The sequence below is a fragment of the Micromonospora sp. NPDC049282 genome (assembly GCF_043197045.1).
Lineage (GTDB): Bacteria > Actinomycetota > Actinomycetes > Mycobacteriales > Micromonosporaceae > Micromonospora.
On the sequence record NZ_JBICSL010000003.1, the window covers coordinates 465,224 to 485,695 of the forward strand.

15 protein-coding genes and 1 pseudogene are annotated in these 20,472 nt (G+C 74.2%); 4 read left to right on the plus strand and 12 right to left on the minus strand.

The window, feature by feature from the left end:
• Positions 1-40: 40 nt before the first annotated feature.
• The 9 genes and pseudogenes from cydC to deoC all read right to left on the minus strand — a co-directional run.
• A pseudogene (cydC, locus tag ACGFI2_RS08835) lies at positions 41-1,852 on the minus strand (thiol reductant ABC exporter subunit CydC); the annotation flags it as partial.
• The gene (cydD, locus tag ACGFI2_RS08840; RefSeq protein WP_393512874.1) at positions 1,774-3,471 is read right to left on the minus strand and encodes a thiol reductant ABC exporter subunit CydD; all 1,698 of its coding nucleotides are present in this window, start codon (positions 3,469-3,471) and stop codon (positions 1,774-1,776) included. The pseudogene cydC and the gene cydD, both read right to left, overlap by 79 nt.
• Positions 3,468-4,490 (minus strand): cytochrome d ubiquinol oxidase subunit II, encoded by a 1,023-nt coding sequence (locus ACGFI2_RS08845; RefSeq protein WP_393512877.1) that lies wholly within the window; start codon positions 4,488-4,490, stop codon positions 3,468-3,470. The genes cydD and ACGFI2_RS08845 overlap by 4 nt, the downstream gene beginning before the upstream one ends.
• Positions 4,491-4,500: 10 nt before the next feature.
• Positions 4,501-5,748: a cytochrome ubiquinol oxidase subunit I gene (locus ACGFI2_RS08850; RefSeq protein ID WP_393512880.1), complete on the minus strand. Its 1,248-nt coding sequence runs from the start codon at positions 5,746-5,748 to the stop codon at positions 4,501-4,503.
• 100 nt (positions 5,749-5,848) lie between these two features.
• Positions 5,849-6,754, minus strand: coding sequence for a M56 family metallopeptidase (locus ACGFI2_RS08855; RefSeq protein WP_393512883.1), 906 nt, complete (start codon positions 6,752-6,754; stop codon positions 5,849-5,851).
• A 10-nt stretch (positions 6,755-6,764) separates the two neighbouring features.
• Entirely contained in the window at positions 6,765-7,244 is a 480-nt protein-coding gene (locus ACGFI2_RS08860; RefSeq protein ID WP_393512885.1) for a BlaI/MecI/CopY family transcriptional regulator, read from the minus strand.
• A 75-nt stretch (positions 7,245-7,319) separates the two neighbouring features.
• Complete coding sequence (locus ACGFI2_RS08865; protein ID WP_393512888.1) at positions 7,320-8,144, minus strand: aldehyde dehydrogenase family protein; 825 nt, start codon at positions 8,142-8,144, stop codon at positions 7,320-7,322.
• Complete coding sequence (locus ACGFI2_RS08870) at positions 8,137-9,567, minus strand: aldehyde dehydrogenase family protein (protein ID WP_393512891.1); 1,431 nt, start codon at positions 9,565-9,567, stop codon at positions 8,137-8,139. The genes ACGFI2_RS08865 and ACGFI2_RS08870 overlap by 8 nt, the downstream gene beginning before the upstream one ends.
• A gap of 5 nt (positions 9,568-9,572) precedes the next feature.
• Positions 9,573-10,562 (minus strand): deoxyribose-phosphate aldolase, encoded by a 990-nt coding sequence (gene deoC / locus ACGFI2_RS08875; protein ID WP_393512894.1) that lies wholly within the window; start codon positions 10,560-10,562, stop codon positions 9,573-9,575.
• Positions 10,563-10,707: 145 nt separating this feature from the next.
• Between deoC and upp the strand changes: the two genes are divergently transcribed.
• Together upp and ACGFI2_RS08885 are read left to right on the plus strand one after the other, a co-directional pair.
• The gene (gene upp, locus ACGFI2_RS08880; RefSeq protein ID WP_393512897.1) at positions 10,708-11,340 is read left to right on the plus strand and encodes a uracil phosphoribosyltransferase; all 633 of its coding nucleotides are present in this window, start codon (positions 10,708-10,710) and stop codon (positions 11,338-11,340) included.
• A 159-nt stretch (positions 11,341-11,499) separates the two neighbouring features.
• Positions 11,500-12,183 (plus strand): GPP34 family phosphoprotein, encoded by a 684-nt coding sequence (locus ACGFI2_RS08885; RefSeq protein ID WP_393512900.1) that lies wholly within the window; start codon positions 11,500-11,502, stop codon positions 12,181-12,183.
• Between the two features lie 86 nt (positions 12,184-12,269).
• On the opposite strand, the gene ACGFI2_RS08890 is transcribed toward ACGFI2_RS08885, so the two are convergent.
• Both ACGFI2_RS08890 and ACGFI2_RS08895 read right to left on the minus strand, forming a co-directional pair.
• Entirely contained in the window at positions 12,270-13,934 is a 1,665-nt protein-coding gene (locus tag ACGFI2_RS08890; RefSeq protein ID WP_393512903.1) for a phospho-sugar mutase, read from the minus strand.
• A gap of 49 nt (positions 13,935-13,983) precedes the next feature.
• A complete protein-coding gene (locus tag ACGFI2_RS08895) occupies positions 13,984-15,999 on the minus strand; it encodes a serine/threonine-protein kinase (protein WP_393512906.1) in 2,016 nt (671 codons plus the stop codon).
• Between the two features lie 203 nt (positions 16,000-16,202).
• Between ACGFI2_RS08895 and ACGFI2_RS08900 the strand changes: the two genes are divergently transcribed.
• Both ACGFI2_RS08900 and ACGFI2_RS08905 read left to right on the plus strand, forming a co-directional pair.
• The gene (locus ACGFI2_RS08900; RefSeq protein WP_393512909.1) at positions 16,203-17,786 is read left to right on the plus strand and encodes a methylmalonyl-CoA mutase; all 1,584 of its coding nucleotides are present in this window, start codon (positions 16,203-16,205) and stop codon (positions 17,784-17,786) included.
• A gap of 482 nt (positions 17,787-18,268) precedes the next feature.
• A complete protein-coding gene (locus ACGFI2_RS08905) occupies positions 18,269-19,528 on the plus strand; it encodes an amidohydrolase (RefSeq protein ID WP_393512912.1) in 1,260 nt (419 codons plus the stop codon).
• On the opposite strand, the gene ACGFI2_RS08910 is transcribed toward ACGFI2_RS08905, so the two are convergent.
• Positions 19,485-20,450, minus strand: a complete 966-nt coding sequence (locus ACGFI2_RS08910) for a DUF4349 domain-containing protein (RefSeq protein ID WP_393512915.1) — start codon at positions 20,448-20,450, stop codon at positions 19,485-19,487. The genes ACGFI2_RS08905 and ACGFI2_RS08910 overlap by 44 nt on opposite strands.
• Positions 20,451-20,472 lie beyond the last annotated feature (22 nt).

The following is a 20,472-nucleotide window of genomic DNA, read 5'->3' on the forward strand; positions in this document are numbered from 1 at the left end:
CGGGCCACCGGCCGCGTCCGGGAAATCCCCTACCGCGGACTCAGGGGGCGAGCGCCAGGTAGCCGCGCTCGGCCGCCTCCTGGCGCAGCCACTGCTCCCGGTACCAGCCGGGTCGCGTGACCAGCTCGTCGTGCCGGCCGCGTTGCGCCACCCCGCCGTCCTCCAGCACCACGATCTCGTCCAGCCCGGCCAGCCCGCTGAGCCGGTGGCTGATCAGCAGCACCGAGTGCCCGGCCGGGGTGGCGGCGAGCGCGGAGGCGAGCACCGCGTCGGCCGCCGCCGGGTCGAGACCCTCGGTCGGCTCGTCCAGCACCAGCACCGGCGGGGCGGCCAGCAGCGCCCGGGCCAGCGCGAGCCGCTGCCGCTGCCCGCCGGAGAGCTGCCCGCCCTGCTCGCCGACCACGGTGTCCCAACCGTCGGGCTGGTCGCGTACCCAGTCCAGCAGCCCGGCCGCCCGGGTGGCGTCGGCCAGTTCCGCCTCACCGGCGTCCGGCCGGCCGAGCAGCAGGTTCTCCCGCACTGTGGCGTGGAAGACGTACGCCTCGGCGAGCAGGCCGCCGACCAGCCGGGGCAGGTGGTCGGCCGGGTGGTCGGAGACCGGCACACCGCCGACGGTGACCCGGCCGGCGTCCGGGCGTACCGCGCCGGTGAGCACCCCGGCCACCGTGCTCTTGCCGGCCCCGCTCGGCCCGACCACGGCCACCCGGCGGCCGGCCGGCAGGTCGAGGTCGAGCCCGGCCAGCGCCGGCGCGGCGCCGGCCCGGTAGCGGACCGTCACGTCCGCGAACCGCACGTCGTGGCCGCCCGGCACTGGTGGCGCGGCGGTGGCCGGCGTCGGCGCGGCGGGCTCGGTGAGCAGGTCGGCGACCCGGGACAGCCCGGCCCGGAGCTGGGTGCGTTGCCGGGCGGCGGCGACCAGGGCGAGAGCCACCTCGACGGTGGCCAGCGTGCCCACCGCGAGCACGCCGACCAGCACCCCGCCCACGCCGGCCCGCAGCGCCACGACCACCACCGCGGCGGCGGTGAGGCCGCCGACCAGCACGCCGGCCGCGTCCACCGCGAAGCCGGTCGCGGCGAGCCGGCGTTCCAACCGGGCCAGCCGTCCGGCCCGCCCCCGCGCGGCGGCCAGCGCGGCGTCGGTCGCCCCGAAGGCGGCCAGGTCGGCGGCGCCGTGGGTGAGGTCGACCGCGTCCACCGCGAGTGCGCCCCGCAACGGGGCCACCTCGTCGGCGGCCCGACGGGTGAGCCGGGTGGCCAGCGCGGGCAGTGCCACACCGGCCACCAGCAGGCCGACCGCGAGGACGCCGGCGGCCGGCGGTGAGATCAGCGCGGCGGCGCCGACGGCGACCAGGCTGACCAGGGCCGCCGCTGCTCCGGGCACGAGCACGCGCAGGAGCAGGTCCTGGGCCGCCTCCACGTCGGAGACCAGCCGGCTCAGCGCGTCACCGGTGCGCCGGTCGCCGCCCTCGCGTCGCCCGGCGAGCGAGGCGAAGACCCGCGCCCGCACGTCGGTGATCATGCGGAGCACGGCGTCGTGCCCGGCGAGCCGCTCGGTGTAGCGGAACACGCCCCGACCGACCGCGAGCGCCCGCACCGCGACGATCGCCACGGTCAACCGGTCCAGCGGCGGCTGACCGGCGGCGCTCATCAGCAGCCAGGTGGCGGTCGCCATCAGCGCCAGCCCGGCGAACTCGGTCGCGGCGGCGAGCAGCCCGGCGCCCAGCAAGCGGCCCAGATAGGGCCGGGCCAGGCGCAGCACGGCGCGCTCGGCGCTCATCGCGCCACCGCCCCACCGGCCGGCGTCGGGCGCAGCTCGGTGACCCGGCCGTCCTCGACGCGCAGGATCCGGTCGGCGTCGGCCAGCAGCGCCGGCCGGTGCGCGACCAGCAGCGCGGTCCGCCCGGCGACCAGCCGCCGGGTGGCGGTCAGCACTACCGCCTCGCTGGCGCTGTCCAACCGGGCGGTCGGCTCGTCGAGGAGCACCAGCGGGGCGTCCCGGAGGAACGCCCGGGCCAGCGCTACGCGTTGCCGCTGCCCGCTGGACAGGCCGTGGCCGCGCTCGCCGAGCCGGGTGTCGAGCCCGTCGGGCAGCGCGTCGACCACCTCGTCCAGCGCGGCGTCGGTGACCGCGGCGGCCAGCGTGGCGTCGGCGACGTCGGCGGCCAGCGTGGCGGCCGGGGCGCCCAGGCGGATGTTGTCGGCAAGCGACCCGGCGAACAGGTGTGCCCGCTGCGGCACCCAGGCCAGCTCGCGGCGCCAGGCGTCGAGGTCGACCCCGGCCAGGTCGACGCCGTCCACGGTGACCCGGCCGGCGGTCGGGGCGACGAAGCCGAGGAGCAGGTTGAGCAGCGTGCTCTTGCCCGCGCCGCTGGGGCCGATGACGGCCACCCGGTCGCCGGGGCGGATGGTCAGCGTGACGTCCCGCAGCGCGGTCGTCCGGTCGTACGCGACGGTCACGCCCTCGAAGCGGATCTCGCCGCGGCCGCTCGGGGCCGTACGCCCGGCGGCCGGCGCGGTCGGCTCGGTGGTCGCGGACAGGGTGAGCGCCTCGTCCAGCGCGGTGAGCCCCTCCATGCTGGCGTGGAACCGGCTGCCGGCGGCGCGCAGCGGCAGGTACGCCTCCGGCGTGAGCAGCAGCACCAGCAGCGCGGTGGAGAGCGTGATCCCGCCGCCGAGCAGGCGGATGCCGACCGGCACCGCGACCAGCGCGACGGAGAGCGTGGCGACCAGTTCCAGGACCAGCGCGGACAGGAACGCGATCCGCAGCGTCCGCATGGTGGCCTGGCGGTGGCCGTCGGCCATCCGGCGCACCACGTCCACCTGGGCCCGGGCCCGGCCGAACGCACGCAGCGTGGGCAGCCCGGCGACCATGTCCAGGAAGTGCCCGCCGAGCAGCGACAGTCGCCGCCACTGGCGCTCGGTGGCGGCCTGCGCCTGCCAGCCGAGCAGCGCCCCGAAGATCGGGATGAGCGGGATGGTGAGCGCGATGATCAGCGCCGAGCTCCAGTCGGCGAACACGATCCGGGCCAGCACCGCCGCCGGCACGGTCACGCTCAGCACGAGTTGCGGCAGGTAGCCGGTGAAGTAGGGGTCGAGCGCGTCCAGCCCGCGACCGGCAAGCGTGGCGAGCTGCCCGGCCCGCCGTCCGGCGACCCAGGTGGGACCGTGCCGGCCGACCGCGCGGAGCAGGTCCACCCGCAGCTCCGCCTTGACCGTCGCGGCGGCCCGCGCGGCCACCGTGCCCTGCGCCCAGCTCACCAGCGCCCGGGCGGCGACCGCCGCCGCGAAGGCGGCAAGCGCCGGCCGGTGCAGCCGCCCGTCGATCGCGGTGGCCAGCAGCGTGGCCAGCGCGGTGGCCTGGGCGACCACCAGCAGCGCGGTGAGCCCGCCCAGCATCGCGAGCACGGCGAGGTCGCGCCGGGCCGCGGGGACCCGGCGCAGCAGACGCGGGTCGAACGGGCGGCGGCTCACCAGTACACCGGTGCCCTGCCGTCGATCCGTCCCCGGAACACCCACCAGCACATCGCCTGAAAGCCTAGTAGGGCCGGCACGAGCGGCAGCACGAGCCAGCCCAGCAGCGCCAGCGTCGGTCGGCTCGCGGCCGCCTCGGCGACGGTCAGCGACGTCGCCGGGTCGGTGGTGGAGACCAGGATCCGGGGCCAGAGCGCCGCGCCGACCAGCGGCACGGGCAGCGCCAGCGCCGTCGCGGTGGCGGCGAAGGCCACCCCGGCCCGGCCCCGGCGCAGCGCCGCGCGGGCCACCAGCAGCGCCGCCACCAGCGCAAACGGCAGGAGTACGGCGACCGCAGGTCGCGCCACGGCAGCGCGTACCCGGTCGGAGAGCAGGCCCAGGACGGTGGCCGCGGCGACCGCGGTGAGCGCGGCGGGCACCAGGCCGCGGGCCAGCCGGGCCAGCGCCGGCGCGTCGGCGGCCGGCAGCCGGAGCGTGAGGAAGGTCGCACCGTGCAGCGCGACAAGCGCGACAAGCGTCAGCCCGGCGGCGGCCACGAACGGCGTGACCACGTGACCGACGCCGACCACCTGCCCGTCGGCGGTGAGCGGGACCCCCTGGAGCAGGCCGCCGAGCAGGGCGCCCCAGCCCAGCGCGGCCAGCACGCTGCCGACCACCACGATCCGGTCCCAACCGGCCCGGGCCGCCTCGCCGCCGGCCCGGCCGCGCAGTTGCACGCCGGCGGTCACCAGCACCACCCCGGCCAGCGCGCCGAGCACGACCGGGTAGAAGCCGGAGAGCAGCTCACCCTCCAGCACGGGGAAGGCGCCGAACAGGATGCCGACCGCGGCCACCAGCCAGGCCTCGTTGCCGAGGAAGAACGGGCCGACGGCGGCGAGCGCGGCCCGGCGGGCGGCGGCGTCCGCTCCGGTGGCCGCCCCGCGCCGGGCCAGCAGCAGGCCGACGCCGTAGTCGTAGCCGCCGAGCACCAGGTAGGTGGCGAAGAAGAGGCCGAGCAGGGCGTACCAGGCGAGTTCCACGATGGGCTCCTCAGGCGAACACGGGCTGGTGGTGGTCGTCGGTGTCGGGCGCGGGCGGGCGGCCGAGGAGCGGGTCGAGCGCCCCACGGGCGGCGTGCCGGGCCAGCAGCACCCAGTTGGTGACGGCGAGCGCGCCGAGCAGCAGGCTGAACCCGATGAGTGAGGCGAGCATCAGCCCGGGCGGGACCGGTGAGACGGCCTGTGCGGTGGGCAGCAGCCCGTACGCCACCCAGGGCTGGCGGCCCACCTCACGGGCGATCCAGCCCAGCAGCACCGCCACGAACGGCAGCGGCAGGCCGAGCAGGACCAGCCGGAGCGGGAACCTCAGCCGGATGATCCAGTCGCGCCAGAGCAGCGGCAGCAGGAGCCACACGCAGCCCAGCGTGAAGCCGATCAGGATCATGAAGCCGAGGCTGACGCCGGACAGCGCCGGTGGGTCCCAGTCGCCGGGGCCGAAGCGGGCGGTCCAGTCGGCGACCATCGCGTCGCGGTCCGCGCCGCCGCCGAACTTGGTGGGCTGAAGCTGCCCGACCGGGCCGAACTGGGCGAAGCCGAAGCCCTGCAACGCGCTCACCGCGAGCGCCGCGGTGACCAGCCCGATCCGTAGCGAGGTGCGGAAGAGCGGGAAGTCGGGGGTGCGCCGGAGCAGGTGCCAGGCGCTGACCGCGGCCATCAGCAGGCCGCCGGTGACCAGGCTCGCGGACACCACGTGCCCGAACGCGAAGCCGAACGTGGGGTTGGTGACAAGCGCGCCGAAGTCGGTGAGGTGGGCGACGCCGTCGCGCACCTCGTAGCCGACCGGGTGCTGGAGCCAGGAATTCGCCACCATGATCCAGAACGCCGAGGCGTACGCGGTGAGCGCGACGCCCCAGAGCAGCGCCAGGTGCACGCCGCGTCCGAGCCGGTGCCAGCCGAAGATCCACATGCCGAGGAACGTGGACTCCAGGAAGAACGCGACGAGCGTCTCGATGGCCAGCGGCGCGCCGAACACGTTGCCCACGTAGCGCGACAGGCCGCTCCAGTTCAGCCCGAACTGGAACTCCATCACGATCCCGGTGGCGATGCCGAGCACGTAGTTGATCACGTAGAGCTGGCCCCAGAACCGGGTCAGCCGCTCGTAGACCGGCTTGCCGGTGAGGTAGCCGGCCGTCTGGAGCCCGACCAGGAGGGTGACCAGGCCGAGCGTGACCACCACGAAGAGGAAGTGGAGCGAGGTGGTGGTGGCGAACTGGAGGCGGGCGAGGAGCAGGGGATCCATGGCGGTTCTCCCACGGGTTGGTTCGCTTGTCATAGCGACCCTACACGTAGCGTCTCTACCTATCAGGGCGGGCGAACCCGGAGAAGGCCCGTAGGGGTGCTCAGCTCAGGAACAGCGAGATCGGCAACGAGACCAGAGTGGCGGCGACAGCCAGCGCGGTGGCGCCCAGCACCCGCGGCGGGCGGTCCGCGACCAGCAGCCGCTGCACGCGTACGTCGAGGTCACGGTCGCCGATGCCGAGCGTGCCGGCCGGCGTGACCCGGTGCCCGGCGGCGGCGAACCGGCGCAGCGCGCCGGCCAGCGGCTCGTCCGCGTGCAGCTCCCGGGCCTTGTCGTCGGCGCGCATCTCGACCAGCAGCGCCACCCGCGCGTGCGCGTCGCGCACCCAGCCGAACCAGGGCAGCGCCCGGCACAGCGCGGTGAACGGCAGCAGCACCAGATCGTGCCGCTCCTGGGCGTGCGCCCGCTCGTGGGTCAGCACCGCCGCCAGCTCCGCCGGGTCGAGCAGGTCGACCGTGCCGGCGCTCACCACCACCCGGGGCCGCACCCCGGGCAGGCAGTACGCCGCCGCGCTCGGGTGGTCGAGCACCAGCGCGCCGGGGACCGTCGGGTCACGCCGGGCGACCAGGCTGAGCAGCTCCCGGTGCCGGCGCTGGGCGCGAACCGCGCCGTGCACCGCGCGCACGGTCGTGGTGAGCAGCACCACGCCGATGCCGAAGCCCACCCCGACCAGGCCGAGGTGCGCCGCGCCCACGCCGGCCGGCAGCGTGCCGTGGGCCAGGTCGTCCGCGAGCGCCAGCAGGGCGCCCCCGGTCGGCCGGTCGTAGGCGGTGAGACCCAGCGCCATCGGCAGCCCCATCGCGGAGAGACCGAGCGCCAACCCGACCGCCTGCCAGCAGACGATCGCCACCCGGGGCGCGCGCCACGTCCATCGCGCGGCGGCGAGGACCTGCGCGGTCAGCCAGCAGGCCAGGATGGTCGCGGCGAAGTGCACGGCGTACGCCATGGCAGCCGCCCTACCGGTCCGTCGCCTCGTCGAGGGCCGGCCCGGCGGGCCGCGGATCCTCGACCCGGTCGGTCACTCCGGCTCGGTGGGTCACTCCGGTCTGGTCGGTCGATCCGGCTCGGTCGGTCAGCCCGGCCTCGGCGCCGAGCGCGGCGCGGAGCACGTCCGCCTCCGTGCCGGTCACCGAGCGGGCGAAGCGCACCAGCGCGGCGTCCCGGCTGCCACCGAGATCGAGGGCGTCGAGCATGAGCTGGGCGATGTGCGCCTCGCGGGTGGCGGCGGGCCGGTAACGCCAGGCCCGCCCCTCCCGCTCGCGCTGCACCATGCCCTTGCCGGCGAGCCGGTCGAGCACCGTCATCACCGTGGTGTAGGCCAGCTCACGCCCGTCCAGGGCGTCGGCGACCTCGCGCACGGTCACGCCGTCCGACGTGGCGGGCAACGCCCACAGCACGTCCATCACCGCACGCTCAAGGTCCCCCAGCCGAGTCACCCGTCAATCCTACCCCGCGTAGTAGACGCCCCCCACCCCCCGGGCGGTCGCGGGGAGGGGGAGCGGGCGGGTGGGTCAGACGCCCTTGGGGTGCCAGACGGTCTTGGTCTCCAGGAGCGTGGTCATCCGGGTCAGGCCCGGATCGGTGTGCCAGTCGTGGTCGGCCGGGGCCGGCCGGAGCACCCGCTTGAGGTTCTCCGCGGCCTTGACCTCCAGCTCCGCCGCCAGCTCGGCGTCGGCGACGCCGGTCAGGTCGACGGCATTGACGTCCATGTGCGCGGCCAGCGTCGGCGCCGTCTCGGTGATCTTCCCGGTGAGGATGTTGACCACGCCGCCCGGCAGGTCGGAGGTGGCCAGCACCTCGGCCAGGGTCACCGCCGCCAGCGGCGCCGCCGGCGACGCGGCCACCACCACGGTGTTGCCGGTGACGATCGCCGGGGCGATCACGCTCACCAGACCGAGCAGCGCCGGCGCCTCGGGCGCCACCACGGCCACCACGCCGGTCGGTTCCGGCGCGGACAGGTTGAAGTACGGGCCGGCCACCGGGTTGGCCCCGCCGTAGACCTGCGCGAGCTTGTCGGCCCAGCCGGCGTACCAGACCCACCGGTCGATCGCCGCGTCCACCTCGTCGGCAGGTACGCCGAGCGCCACGAACTGCTCGCGCCGGCCCTCCAGCATCTCGGCGACCCGGTAGAGGATCTGACCCCGGTTGTAGGCGGTCGCCCCGGCCCAGCCCTTCACCGCGGCCCGGGCCGCGACGACCGCGTCCCGCGCGTCCTTGCGCGATGCCAGCGACACGTTGGAGTCCTGCACGAGATACGACCGTCCCGACTCGCTGCGCGGGAACTTCCCGCCGATGAAGAGCTTGTACGTCTTGCGTACCGCGACCCGCTCAGACATTGAGGTACCCCTCCAGCCCGTGCCGGCCGCCCTCGCGACCGTAACCCGACTCCTTGTAGCCGCCGAACGGCGAGGTCGGGTCGAACTTGTTGAACGTGTTGGCCCAGACCACGCCGGCGCGCAGCCGGTCGGCCATCCACAGGATCCGGGAACCCTTGTCGGTCCAGATCCCGGCCGACAGCCCGTACGGCGTGTTGTTGGCCTTCTCCACCGCCTCCGCCGGGGTGCGGAAGGTGAGCACGGACAGCACCGGGCCGAAGATCTCCTCGCGGGCGATCCGGTGCGCCTGGGTGACCCCGGTGAAGATGGTCGGCGCGAACCAGAAGCCGCGGTCGGGCAGCTCGCACGGCGGCGACCAGCGCTGCGCGCCCTCGGCGGCGCCGACCTCGGACAGCTCGCGGATCCGCGCCAGCTGCTCGGCCGAGTTGATCGCGCCGACATCGGTGTTCTTGTCCAGCGGGTCACCGACCCGCAGGTGGGCCATCCGGCGCTTGAGCGACTCCAGCACCTGGTCGGCGACCGACTCCTGGACCAGCAGGCGGGAGCCGGCGCAGCAGACGTGACCCTGGTTGAAGAAGATGCCGTTGACGATCCCCTCGACCGCCTGGTCGACCGGGGCGTCGTCGAAGACGATGTTGGCGGCCTTGCCGCCCAGCTCCAGGGTCAGCTTCTTGCGGGTGCCGGCCACGGCGCGCGCGATGGCCCGGCCGACGTCGGTGGAGCCGGTGAACGCGACCTTGTCCACGCCCGGGTGCTCGACCAGCGCCCGGCCGGTGTCGCCGGCGCCGGTGACGATGTTGACCACACCGGCCGGCAGGTCGGCCTGCTGGCAGATCTCGGCGAACAGCAGCGCGGTCAGCGGGGTGGTCTCGGCCGGCTTCAGCACCACCGTGTTGCCCGCCGCGAGCGCCGGGGCGATCTTCCAGGCCAGCATGAGCAGCGGGAAGTTCCACGGGATGACCTGCGCCGCGACGCCGAGCGGGCGCGGGTTCGCGCCGAAGCCGGCGTGCTCCAGCTTGTCGGCCCAGCCGGCGTAGTAGAAGAAGTGCGCGGCCACCAGCGGCAGGTCGACGTCGCGGGACTCCCGGATTGGCTTGCCGTTGTCCAGCGACTCCAGCACGGCCAGCTCGCGCGAGCGCTCCTGGACGAGCCGGGCGATCCGGAACAGGTACTTCGCCCGGTCCCGGCCCGGCATCGGACCCCAGACCTTCTCGTACGCCTTGCGCGCGGCGCGGACCGCGCGGTCCACGTCCTCGCCGCCGGCCTCGGCGATCTCGGCCAGGACCTCCTCGGAGGCCGGGTTGACCGACTTGAAGCTGCCGCCGTCGGACGGGTCGACGAACGTCCCGTCGACGAAGAGCCCGTACGAGGGTTTGATGTCGACCACCGAGCGTGACTCGGGGGCGGGTGCGTATTCGAACATCGCGTTCAGTCCAGGGTGAAGTAGTCGGGGCCGGCGTAGACGCCGGTCGTCAGCTTGGTGCGCTGCATGAGCAGATCGTTGAGCAGGCTGGAGGCGCCGAACCGGAACCAGTCCGGGTCGAGCCAGTCCGCGCCGACGGTTTCGTTGACCATGACGAGGTACTTGATCGCGTCCTTGGTGTTCTTGATGCCGCCGGCCGGCTTCACGCCGACCTGCCGCCCGGTGGCGGCGCGGAAGTCGCGGACCGCCTCCAGCATCACCAGGGTCACCGGGAGGGTGGCCGCGACCGGGACCTTGCCGGTGGAGGTCTTGATGAAGTCACCGCCGGCCAGCATGGCGAGCCAGGAGGCGCGCCGCACGTTGTCGTAGGTGGCCAGCTCGCCGGTCTCCAGGATCACCTTGAGGTGCGCTGCCGGTCGCCCCTGGCGACCGCCATCAGCAGAGCCGCAGGCTTCCTTGACTGCCCTGATCTCGTCGTAGACCTCCTGGTAGCGCCCGGCCAGGAACGCGCCCCGGTTGATCACCATGTCGATCTCGTCCGCGCCGGCGGCGACCGCCGCCCGGGTGTCGGCGAGCTTGACCTCCAGCGGCGCCTGCCCGGACGGGAACGCGGTCGCCACGCTGGCCAGGTGCACGCCGCTTCCGCGCAGCACCTCGGCCACGTGCGGGACCATCGACGGATAGACGCAGACCGCGCCGACGTGCGGGCAGCTCGGGTCCGCCGGGTCGGGACGCAGCGCCTTCGCGGCCAGCGCCCGCACCTTGCCCGGGGTGTCGGCCCCTTCCAGCGTGGTCAGGTCGACCATCCGGATCGCCAGGTCGATCGCCTCGGCCTTGGCTGTGGTCTTGATGGAGCGGGTGCCGAGCTGGGCCGCCCGCTGCTCCGCGCCGACCTGGTCCACGCCGGGCAGGCCGTGCAGGAAGGTCCGCAGAGCGGTTTCGGATCGTCCCAGCTCGGAGAGGTCCGACCGGGCCGACGTCGTTGTCGCCGTCATGCCCCGAATAGTACGCACCCGCGAGTCATGTGATCTTGGTCACGATGAGGTGGTCCGGGGGTAGGCGCAAGCCGCACGTGAGCGGCGTCGCTGGTCCGACCGCACCCGGCTTGCGCCGCGTCGGCGACCGGTAGGTTGAGCGATCGTGGACGTACACGTCATTGACCACCCGCTCGCCCAGACGCGGCTGACCGCCATGCGGGACGCCCGGACCGACTCCGCGTCGTTCCGGGCCGCGCTGCGCGAACTCACCACCATGCTGGTGTACGAGGCCGCGCGCTCCTTCCCCGTCGAGAACTACTCGATCCAGACCCCGGTCACCGCCACCGAGGGCACCCGGCTGGCGAACCCCCCGCTGCTGGTGCCGGTGCTGCGGGCCGGGCTCGGCATGGCCGACGCCGCGCTCGGCCTGGTGCCCGAGTCGTCGATGGGCTTCGTGGGCCTGGCCCGCGACGAGGAGACGTACGAGCCGCGGGCGTACATGGAGTCGCTGCCCCGGGACCTGGGCGGCCTGCCGGTGCTGGTGCTCGACCCGATGCTCGCCACCGGCGGCTCGCTGGAGCACTGCTGCCGGCTGCTGGCCGACCGCGGCTGCACCGACATCACCGTGCTCTGCGTGCTGGCCGCGCCCGTCGGCATCGCCCGGCTGGAGCGCAGTGGCCTGCCGCTGCGCCTGGTCACCGCCGCCATCGACGAGGGCCTCAACGACCGGATGTTCATCGTCCCGGGCCTCGGCGACGCCGGCGACCGCCAGTTCGGCGGCATGCCCCGCTTCTGACCCCCACCGCTCTACGTCGCTGAAGCACGGAAAGTGGGCTTGTTCGAGCGCGAACCGGCCCACTTTCCGTGCCTCAGGCGGGGGACCCGGGTCGGGCGTGGCGGGCGAGCCCGGCGAGTTGGCGCGCGGGGGTGCGGGGAGGCGCTAGCGTTCCGGGCCATGACTGGTGTTGCGCTCGCCGAGGAGTTGCTGCTCCTCGCGTATGACGACGAAACCGGCAAGGCCGCCATGCCGCGGATCAGCCTGGACCTGGGCATGGCCGCCGCGGTGCTGGTCGAGCTGGCCCTGGCCGGGCGGGTCGCGTACGCGGACGGGAACCTGTCGGTGGTCGACCCGGCGCCGACCGGCGAGCCGATCGCGGACGCGGTGCTCGCCAAGATCGCCGCGGACACCCCGCACACGCCGTCGTCGTGGGTGCAGCGGCTGCGGCACGGGCTGCGCGACCGGATCCTCGGCGACCTCTGCGGTCGGGGCGTGGTCCGCGACGTGGAGGAGACCGAACTGGGCTTCATCCACGTGCACCGCTACCCGGTCGCGGACACCTCGGTCGAGGCGGACATCCGGCGGCGGCTGGCCGAGGCGCTGACCAGCGGCCAGGTCCCGGACGAGCGGACCGCCGCGCTGGCCACGCTGGTCGCGGTGCTGCGGATGGAGCCGGCGCTCGGGCTCACCGGCGCCGCCGCGGACGAGGCCGGCACGCGCCTGCACGAGATCGCCACCGGGGCCGGCTTCTCCGGCACGGTGAGCCTGGACGACAGCGTGGTACGTCCCTCGGTGAGCCTGGTCATCGCCGCCCTGGGCCAGGCGGTCGACGCCGCCCTCGGCAAGCGCCCCGCCGTGTGAGGAGGGGCCCCCTCTCAACGCATCCGGTATAGGAGGGGCCCCTTCTCACACTCAGGTGTCAAGAAGGGGACCCTCCTTCATCGCGGTCAGAGGCCGAGGGCGGCGGCGATCTCGGTGCGCAGCTCGGTGACGGCGGCCCGGGCCCGGCGCCGGGCCGCGGGGACGTCGCCGCCGGTCACCGGCTCCACCACCTCCAGATACGCCTTGAGCTTCGGCTCGGTGCCGGAGGGCCGGATCACCACCCGGGCGGCGTCGGTGCGCAGGATCACCACGTCCGCGTCGGGGAGCAGGTCGGACGCCCCGGTGACCGGGTGCCCCAGCAGCGTGGTCGGGGTGGCCGCCCGGATCCGCGCCATCGAGTCCGTGATCACCCGCAGGTCCTCCACCCGCACCGAGAGCTGGTCGGTGTGGTGCACGCCGAACTCGGCGGCCAGCTCGTCCAGCCGGTCGAGGAGCGTACGGCCCTCGGCCTTGAGCCCGGCGGCCAGCTCGGCGACGGTAAGCGCGGCGGTGATGCCGTCCTTGTCCCGGACGTGCTCCGGCGCGACGCAGTAGCCCAACGCCTCCTCGTAGCCGAAGACCAGCGGCTCCCTGCCGCCGCCGGCCCGGACGATCCACTTGAAGCCGGTCAGCGTCTCGTCGTAGGGCAGCCCTCGCGCGGCGGCCATGGCCCGCAGCAGCGTCGACGAGACGATGGTGGTGGCGTACAGGCCGGTCACCCCGCGCCGCATCAGGTGGTCGGCGAGCAGCGCGCCCACCTCGTCGCCGCGCAGCATCCGCCAGGACCCGGCGTCGCGGACGGCCACCGCGCAGCGGTCCGCGTCCGGGTCGTTGGCGATGGCGATGTCCGCCCCGGTGCGGTCGGCGAGCGCGACCAGCAGGTCCACCGCGCCGGGCTCCTCCGGGTTGGGGAAGCTGACGGTCGGGAACGCCGGGTCGGGTTCGGCCTGTTCGGGCACTACGCCGGGCACCCCGAACCCGGCCCGGGCGAACGCGGCGGTCAGCACCGCCGCCCCCACCCCGTGCAACGGCGTGTACGCCACCTTCAGGTCCCGCGGACCGGCCGGGTCCACCACCGCGGCGGCCCGGTCCACGTACGCGGCGACGAGGTCGTCACCGAGCACCTGGCCGGCCGGGCCGAGCGGCACCTCCAGGAGCGCGCCGACCGCGCGGATGGCCGCCTCGATGCCGGCGTCGGCCGGCGGCACGATCTGCGCCCCGGCGCCCAGCTCACCGCCGAGCTGCGCGCCCAGGTAGACCTTGTAGCCGTTGTCCTGCGGCGGGTTGTGGCTGGCGGTCACCATCACCCCGGCGACCGCGCCGAGCAGCCGCACCGCGAACGCCAGGACCGGCGTGGGCAGCGGCCGGGGCAGCAGCAGCGCGGGCCGGCCGGCGCCGGTGGCCACCTGCGCGGTGCGCTCGGCGAAGGCCCGCGAGCCGCGCCGGGCGTCGTACCCGATCACCAGCGGCCCCTCGCCGCCCTGGGCGGCGAGCCAGCCGACCAGCCCGGCGGCGGCCCGGGTGACCACGGCGAGGTTCATCCCGTTGGGCCCGGCGCGCAGCGGGCCGCGCAGCCCGGCGGTGCCGAAGGTCAGCGGACCGGCGAACCGGTCGGCCAGGTCGGTGGCCGTGCCGGGCAGCCCGTCGAGGACGGCACGCAGCTCGTCCCGGTCGGCCGGGTCCGGGTCGTCGGCGAGCCAGCGCTCGGCTCGGACGCGAAGGTCGTCAAGGTCAGTGGTATCCGCCGCCATGGCCTCTTGATAGCACGGCGGCGGATCACCCCCGGCCGTCGGCCTCGACTCAGTTGGCACCTGTGAGCTGGAACGAACCGACCATCGCATCGAAGATCGGCTTGCTCTCGGCGAAGCGCGCGTCGGTGGAGGAGAGGTAGAACGAGTAGACCTTGCCGTCCTTCACCAGCCCTCGCCAGATGCCGTGCCGCATGCCGTCCCCCTCGCCGCAGGTGTATTCGACCTGGCCCGCGGTCTGGCCGGCGAGCGGCTGCTCGGAGACGGACACCTCGGTGTAGGGCGCGGGGCAGGTCTTGCTCTTGGTGGTGTTCTTCTTGAGGTTCCGCGAGGCGAACTCGGCCCAGCTGATCGACGTGCCGCCCCAATCCTCGGCGACGACCCGCACCTTGCGGCCCTCGTCGTCCGGGTCCACGTAGTCGACGAAGAGACGGCCGGTCTGCCGTTGCCAACCCTTCGGCACCTGGATGGTCACACCCTTGACGGACTGCTCCTGCATCTCCACCGGCGGGGCGGCGGCCGAGTTCGACGGCAGCGTGCCCACGATCGGCGGGGGAGCGTCGTCGCCGCCGCTGGTCAGCGCGATCACGCTCACCAGCAGCACCACGGCCAGGCCGCCGGCGGCGGCGAGCTGCACCTTGCGGGGCCACGCCTTGACCTTGCCGAGCAGGCCCCGGGCGCCCCCGCCGCCGGTGGGCGGCGCGGTGGCCGACGTGGTCCACGGCTGGCCGGTGCCGGGCACCGACCACTGGTTGCCACCGCCGTACACCGGTTGGGTGGCGTCGACGCCGCCGCCGTAGGTGGCCGGCGGGCCGGTGGGCACGCGCTGCGTGGCATCGGAGCCGGCACCCCGGCCGAAGCGGACCGTGGCGTCCGAGGAGATGCGCCGGGTGGCCTCGGGCGCGTCCGGCCCGGACATCGCGCCGGTGGGCGTGTGCAGCGGCCCGGCCAGCGCGTCGGCGCTGGTCTCGTCGAGCGCGGCGTCGCCCGCCGCGGGGTTCGCGCCGGGGCGCTCGCCGCGGCGCAGGGCGGCGAGCCGGTCGGTAAGCGACTCGCTCGGGCCGATCATCGCCCGGCCGCCGATCTGCCCGCCCGGCTTGGGCTCCGGGGCGGTCGGCGGCGGCGTGGTCGGGCGCGGCACCGGCACCACCGCGTACGGGTCGGTGACCGAGTTGACCGCGGTGGCGGTGCTGGTCAGCGGGCCGGCGAGCAGCTCGCGCAGCATGGCCCGGGCCCGGTGCACGTCGAGCCGGCGGGCCGGGTCCTTCTCCAGCAGGCCCATCAGCACGCCGGTGAGCGGGCCGCTGCGCTGCGGGGTGGCGGGTGGGTCCTCGACCACGGCGTGCATGGTCTCGATCGGGTCGCCCTTGTCGAACGGGGGCCGGCCCTCCACCGCGGTGTAGAGCGTCACGCCGAGCGAGAACAGGTCGCTGGGCGGGCCGAACTCCTGGCCCATGGCCCGCTCGGGGGAGATGAAGTGCGGCGAGCCGAGCACCATGCCGGGCGTGGTGAGCTGCACGTCGGTGGGCATCCGGGCGACGCCGAAGTCGGTCAGCACGCAGCGGCCGTCGGAGCAGATCAGCACGTTGGCCGGCTTGACGTCGCGGTGCAGCACGCTGAGGGCGTGGGCCACCTCCAGCGCGCCGAGCAGGGCGATGCCGATCTTGGCGACCGCGCGGGGCGCGACCGGCCCGTCCTCGATCACCATGTCGGCCAGGCTGCGGGCGTCCAGCAGCTCCATCACGATCCACGGCCGGCCACCCTCGGTGACCACGTCGTAGACCTGCACCACGGCCGGGTGCTGGATCGCGGCGGCGGCGCGGGCCTCGCGCAGCGTGCGTTCGTAGAGCGCGTCGCGGTCGCTGGGGGCGAGCCCCGGCGGGAGGACGACCTCCTTGACCGCCACGTCGCGGCGCAGCAACGTGTCCGTGGCCCGCCAGACCGTGCCCATGCCGCCGTTGCCCACCGGCGAGCGCAGCGAGTAGCGACCACCGATGGTGGTGCCGGGCGCCGCGCGTCCAGTGGGGGGACTGGCTGGTCCACCGCTCCACGTCGGAATCTGAGTCACAGAAAAGCCACCGGGGGATATCGAGGGGGCTGGGACACAACCCCTCTATCTTGCTGGTTCCGACGCCCGATGCGAAACCCGACGCGACGGACGTTTACCTACTCGACGGTACGTGGGCAGCTACTCACCTCCGGTGGGTCGCCATGTCCCGGTGTGCGGTATCCCTCACCCGTGCGGCGGCGACCGCGTCCTACCATCCGGTAATGAGCGATGCGCGGTCAAGCGAGTCGGGTTTCCCGATCAAGAGCGTCTACACGGCGGCCGACCTCCCGGCGGATCTGGACTCCCGGTCGGGCGAGCCGGGCGACTATCCGTACACCCGCGGGGTCTACCCGACGATGTACACGTCCCGCCCGTGGACCATGCGGCAGTACGCCGGCTTCGGCACCGCCAGCGAGAGCAACGCCCGCTACCACCAGCTGCTGCGTGCGGGCACCATGGGCCTCTCCGTCGCGTTCGACCTGCCCACCCAGATGGGGTACGACTCGGACGACCCGATCGCGCACGGCGAGGTCGGCAAGGTCGGCGTCGCGATCGACTCCATCGAGGACATGCGCACGCTCTTCGGCGACATCCCGCTGGACAAGGTCTCGACCTCGATGACCATCAACGCCCCGGGCTCGGTGCTGCTGCTGCTCTACCAGCTGGTGGCGGAGGAGACCGGGGTGCCCGGGTCGGCGCTGAACGGGACCATCCAGAACGACATCCTCAAGGAGTACATCGCCCGGGGGACGTACATCTTCCCGCCGAAGCCCTCGCTGCGGCTGGTCGCCGACACCTTCGCCTACTGCCGGGCCGAGGTGCCGAAGTGGAACACCATCTCGATCTCCGGCTACCACATGGCCGAGGCCGGCGCCTCGCCCGCCCAGGAGATCGCGTTCACGCTGGCCAACGGCGTCGAGTACGTCCGGGCGGCGCTCGCGGCCGGGCTGGCCGTGGACGACTTCGCGCCCCGGCTGTCGTTCTTCTTCGTGGCCCGCACCACGCTGCTGGAGGAGGTCGCCAAGTTCCGGGCGGCCCGCCGCATCTGGGCCCGGTTGATGCGCGACGAGTTCGGCGCGAAGAACCCGAAGTCGATGATGCTGCGGTTCCACACCCAGACCGCGGGTGTGCAGCTCACCGCGCAGCAGCCGGAGGTCAACCTGGTCCGGGTGGCGGTGCAGGGTCTGGGCGCGGTGCTCGGCGGCACCCAGTCGCTGCACACCAACAGCTTCGACGAGGCGATCGCGCTGCCCACCGAGAAGGCGGCCCGGCTGGCGCTGCGCACCCAGCAGGTGCTGGCGTACGAGACGGATCTCACCGCCACGGTCGACCCGTTCGCCGGTTCGTACGTGGTGGAGGCGATGACCGACGAGCTGGAGACCGCGATCACCGCGCTGATGGAGCGGGTGTCCGACCACGGCTCGGCGGTGGACGCGATCGAGGCCGGCTTCCAGAAGCGGGAGATCGAGCAGTCCGCGTACCGGATCGCCCAGGAGATCGACGCGGGCGAGCGGGTGGTGGTGGGGCTGAACCGGTTCCGGATCGACGAGGAGGAGCCGTACGAGCCGCTGCGGGTGGACCCGACGATCGAGGCGGCTCAGGGGGAGCGGCTGGCGAAGCTGCGCGCCGATCGGGACGCCGGCGCGGTCGAGCGGGCCCTGGCCGAGCTGCGGGCCGCGGCCGAGGGCGACGTCAACGTGCTCTATCCGATGAAGGAGGCGCTGCGGGCGCGCGCCACGGTCGGCGAGGTGTGCGGGACGTTGCGCGCGGTGTGGGGGATCCACCGGCCGAGCGACCGGTTCTGACGCGTACCCGACGACGGCCCGCGCCGGCGCGCCCCTGGTGTGCCGACGCGGGCCGCGTCGCGTCCGGGTGTGCAATTTCGGAATAGGGGTAACCCGATCGGGTGAACGGGACGGACAGTCTGTGCGGTCGGTCGCCGGGCGGTCATGTCACCGTCGGGAGTCGCCCGGCAGCCGAATGTTGTCGGGCAATTGTCGGAGCGGCAGTTAATTGCCGTGACTAATGCGACAATTCGGAACGACGACTCGCGATTTGGTGACCGATGAATCGGTTACGCGTTGTAGGAGGTGGGGGGCAGATGACGGCGTCCGACCACGATCTACCTGCTGTCCCGCAGATATTCGAGCACTCCCACCAGGGCATTCGTGACGCTGTGCGGTCCGACCGCTACGCGAAAGATGTTGCGCAGCGTCACCGTCAGGGGTCTAGGCTGTCTGCTGTTCTGCCCGATGATCCATCCCTCTCTAGTGATCGAGAATTCGACGTGACGAGTGCGTTGACGCTGCCTTCGGGCGGCCCGCTGGCGTCGTCCCGGCCCGAGTCGCCGACCGGTTCCCAGCCCCTGCCCTTCGAGCTCGACCATCTGCTCGCGCTGCGGGTGCCCGGCCTCATCGCGACCCGCCGTCACATTCATTCCCACCCGGAACTGTCGGGCGAGGAGTTCGAGACGGCGGCCCTGGTCCACCGCGAGCTGTCCCTGGCCGGGCTGAGCCCGCGCCTGCTGCCGAAGGGCAACGGCGTCATCTGCGACATCGACGGCCGCCCGGACGGCCCGGTGATCGCGCTCCGCGCCGACATCGACGCGCTGCCGCTGAGCGACCCGAAGGACGTCCCCTACCGCTCCACCGTCGACGGCGTCTGCCACGCCTGCGGTCACGACGTGCACACCGCGGTGATGCTCGGCGTCGGCATGCTGCTCGCCCAGCTCGCCGACCTCGGGGAGCTCGACGGCCGGGTGCGGCTGATCTTCCAGCCGGCCGAGGAGATCCTGCCCTGCGGATCGCTCGAGGTGATCGAGGCCGGCGGCCTGGACGACGTGGTGCAGATCTTCGCGCTGCACTGCGACCCGAACCTGCCGGTCGGCAAGGTCGGCCTGCGGGTCGGCCCGATCACCGCCGCCGCGGACAACGTCACCGTCCGGCTCACCGGGCCGGGCGGGCACACCGCCCGCCCGCACCTGACCGTCGACCTGGTCGACGCGCTCGGCCGGCTGGTCACCGAGGTGCCGACACTGATCAGCCGCCGGGTGCCGGCCAACAGCGGACTGCTGCTGGTGTTCGGCCACGCCTCGGCCGGCACCCGCTACAACGTGATCCCCTCCGAGGCGTCCGCCGCCGGCACGCTCCGGGTGATGGACCGGGACACCTGGGACCAGGCGCCCAAGATCGTGGCTCAGGTGGTGCGGGACGTGCTGGCCCCCACCGGCGCCACCGTCGACCTGGAATACCTGCGCGGTCGCCCGCCGGTGACCAACGACGCCGGGGCGATCGGCGTGTTCACCGCGGCCACCGCGTCGGCGCTGGGGCCGGAGGGCATCGCCGAGACGCCGCAGAGCATGGGCGGCGAGGACTTCTCCTGGTACCTGGAGCACGTGCCCGGCGCGCTCGCCCGCCTCGGCGTCGGCCGGAACGGTCCCAACGTGGACCTGCACCGGGCCTCGTTCGACGTGGACGAGCGTGCCATCGAGGCGGGCGTACGCCTCATGGTCCAGACCGCGCTGCGGGCACTGGCGGCGGCGCGCTGACCGGACCGCCGGTCGGCCCGACCGGCAGCGGTCCGGCCTGGTTCGGTCCGGCCGGCGGCGGCGTCCGCCGGGACCGCCGGCGTCGCCACCGCAGCAGCAGCCACAGCGGTACGCCGATCACCACCGCGAACGGCAGCACCGCGCCGAGCACGGTGAGCAGCACCCGGACCGAGGTGAGGAAGACGGCCCAGCCGCCGCCGAGGCCGCTGAGGAAGCCGAGGTCGGCGCCCTCGTCGGCGGTGCTGGCGTCCCGACCCAGGAACGTCACGGTGATGGTGGATAGCGCGGTGAGGTCGGCCAGCCGGCGCTTGCGCGCCTCCAGCGCGGCCAGGTCGGCCTGCCGGGTGCCCACCTCGTTCTCCAGCGTGACCAGCTGGTCCACGGAACTGGCCTGGGCGAGCAGCTTGCGGGCGCTCTCCACCCGGGCCCGCTGGGTGGCGATCCGGGCGTCCAGGTCGACCACCTGCTCGGTGACGTCCTCGGTGCGGATCTCCCGGCGCTCCTGCCGGCCGTAACCGGCCAACTGGTCGATCACGCCGGCGAACCTGTCCGCCGGCACCCGCAGCGTCAGCACCGCCCGGGCGTCGGCCGACGAACTGGACCGCCGGTCACCGCCGACGAAGCCGCCGGCCGAGGTTACCGCCGCGGTCGCCTCCCGCGCCGCCGTGTCCACGTCGGCCACCCGGACCTGCATCGTCCCGGTGTAGATGATGGACCGCTGGTCCACCCGCAGGTCGGCGCCGCCGGTCCCGCCCGGCGCCGCCTGGTCCCGCGCCGCGCCGGCGTCCCCGCCGCCCGCCGCGGCCGGTGCCGCCGCGTCGTTGCCGCCACTGTCCCCGCCCGCGCTACAGGCCCCCACGGCCAGCACCGCGGCGAGGCCCACCGCTGCCAGGGCCACGCCCCGGAGTCGTCGTCCGCCCATACTCCCCGCTCCGATCGTCGAC

Bases quoted from the DNA above. Each gene is read 5' to 3' on its own strand.
- ACGFI2_RS08870 (WP_393512891.1), bottom strand. From the start codon at position 9,567: ATGTTCGAATACGCACCCGCCCCCGAGTCACGCTCGGTGGTCGACATC.
- ACGFI2_RS08885 (WP_393512900.1), top strand. From the start codon at position 11,500: ATGACTGGTGTTGCGCTCGCCGAGGAGTTGCTGCTCCTCGCGTATGAC.
- ACGFI2_RS08865 (WP_393512888.1), bottom strand. From the start codon at position 8,144: ATGTCTGAGCGGGTCGCGGTACGCAAGACGTACAAGCTCTTCATCGGC.
- ACGFI2_RS08850 (WP_393512880.1), bottom strand. From the start codon at position 5,748: ATGGATCCCCTGCTCCTCGCCCGCCTCCAGTTCGCCACCACCACCTCG.
- ACGFI2_RS08900 (WP_393512909.1), top strand. From the start codon at position 16,203: ATGAGCGATGCGCGGTCAAGCGAGTCGGGTTTCCCGATCAAGAGCGTC.
- ACGFI2_RS08855 (WP_393512883.1), bottom strand. From the start codon at position 6,754: ATGGCGTACGCCGTGCACTTCGCCGCGACCATCCTGGCCTGCTGGCTG.
- deoC (WP_393512894.1), bottom strand. From the start codon at position 10,562: ATGACGGCGACAACGACGTCGGCCCGGTCGGACCTCTCCGAGCTGGGA.
- ACGFI2_RS08890 (WP_393512903.1), bottom strand. From the start codon at position 13,934: ATGGCGGCGGATACCACTGACCTTGACGACCTTCGCGTCCGAGCCGAG.
- ACGFI2_RS08910 (WP_393512915.1), bottom strand. From the start codon at position 20,450: ATGGGCGGACGACGACTCCGGGGCGTGGCCCTGGCAGCGGTGGGCCTC.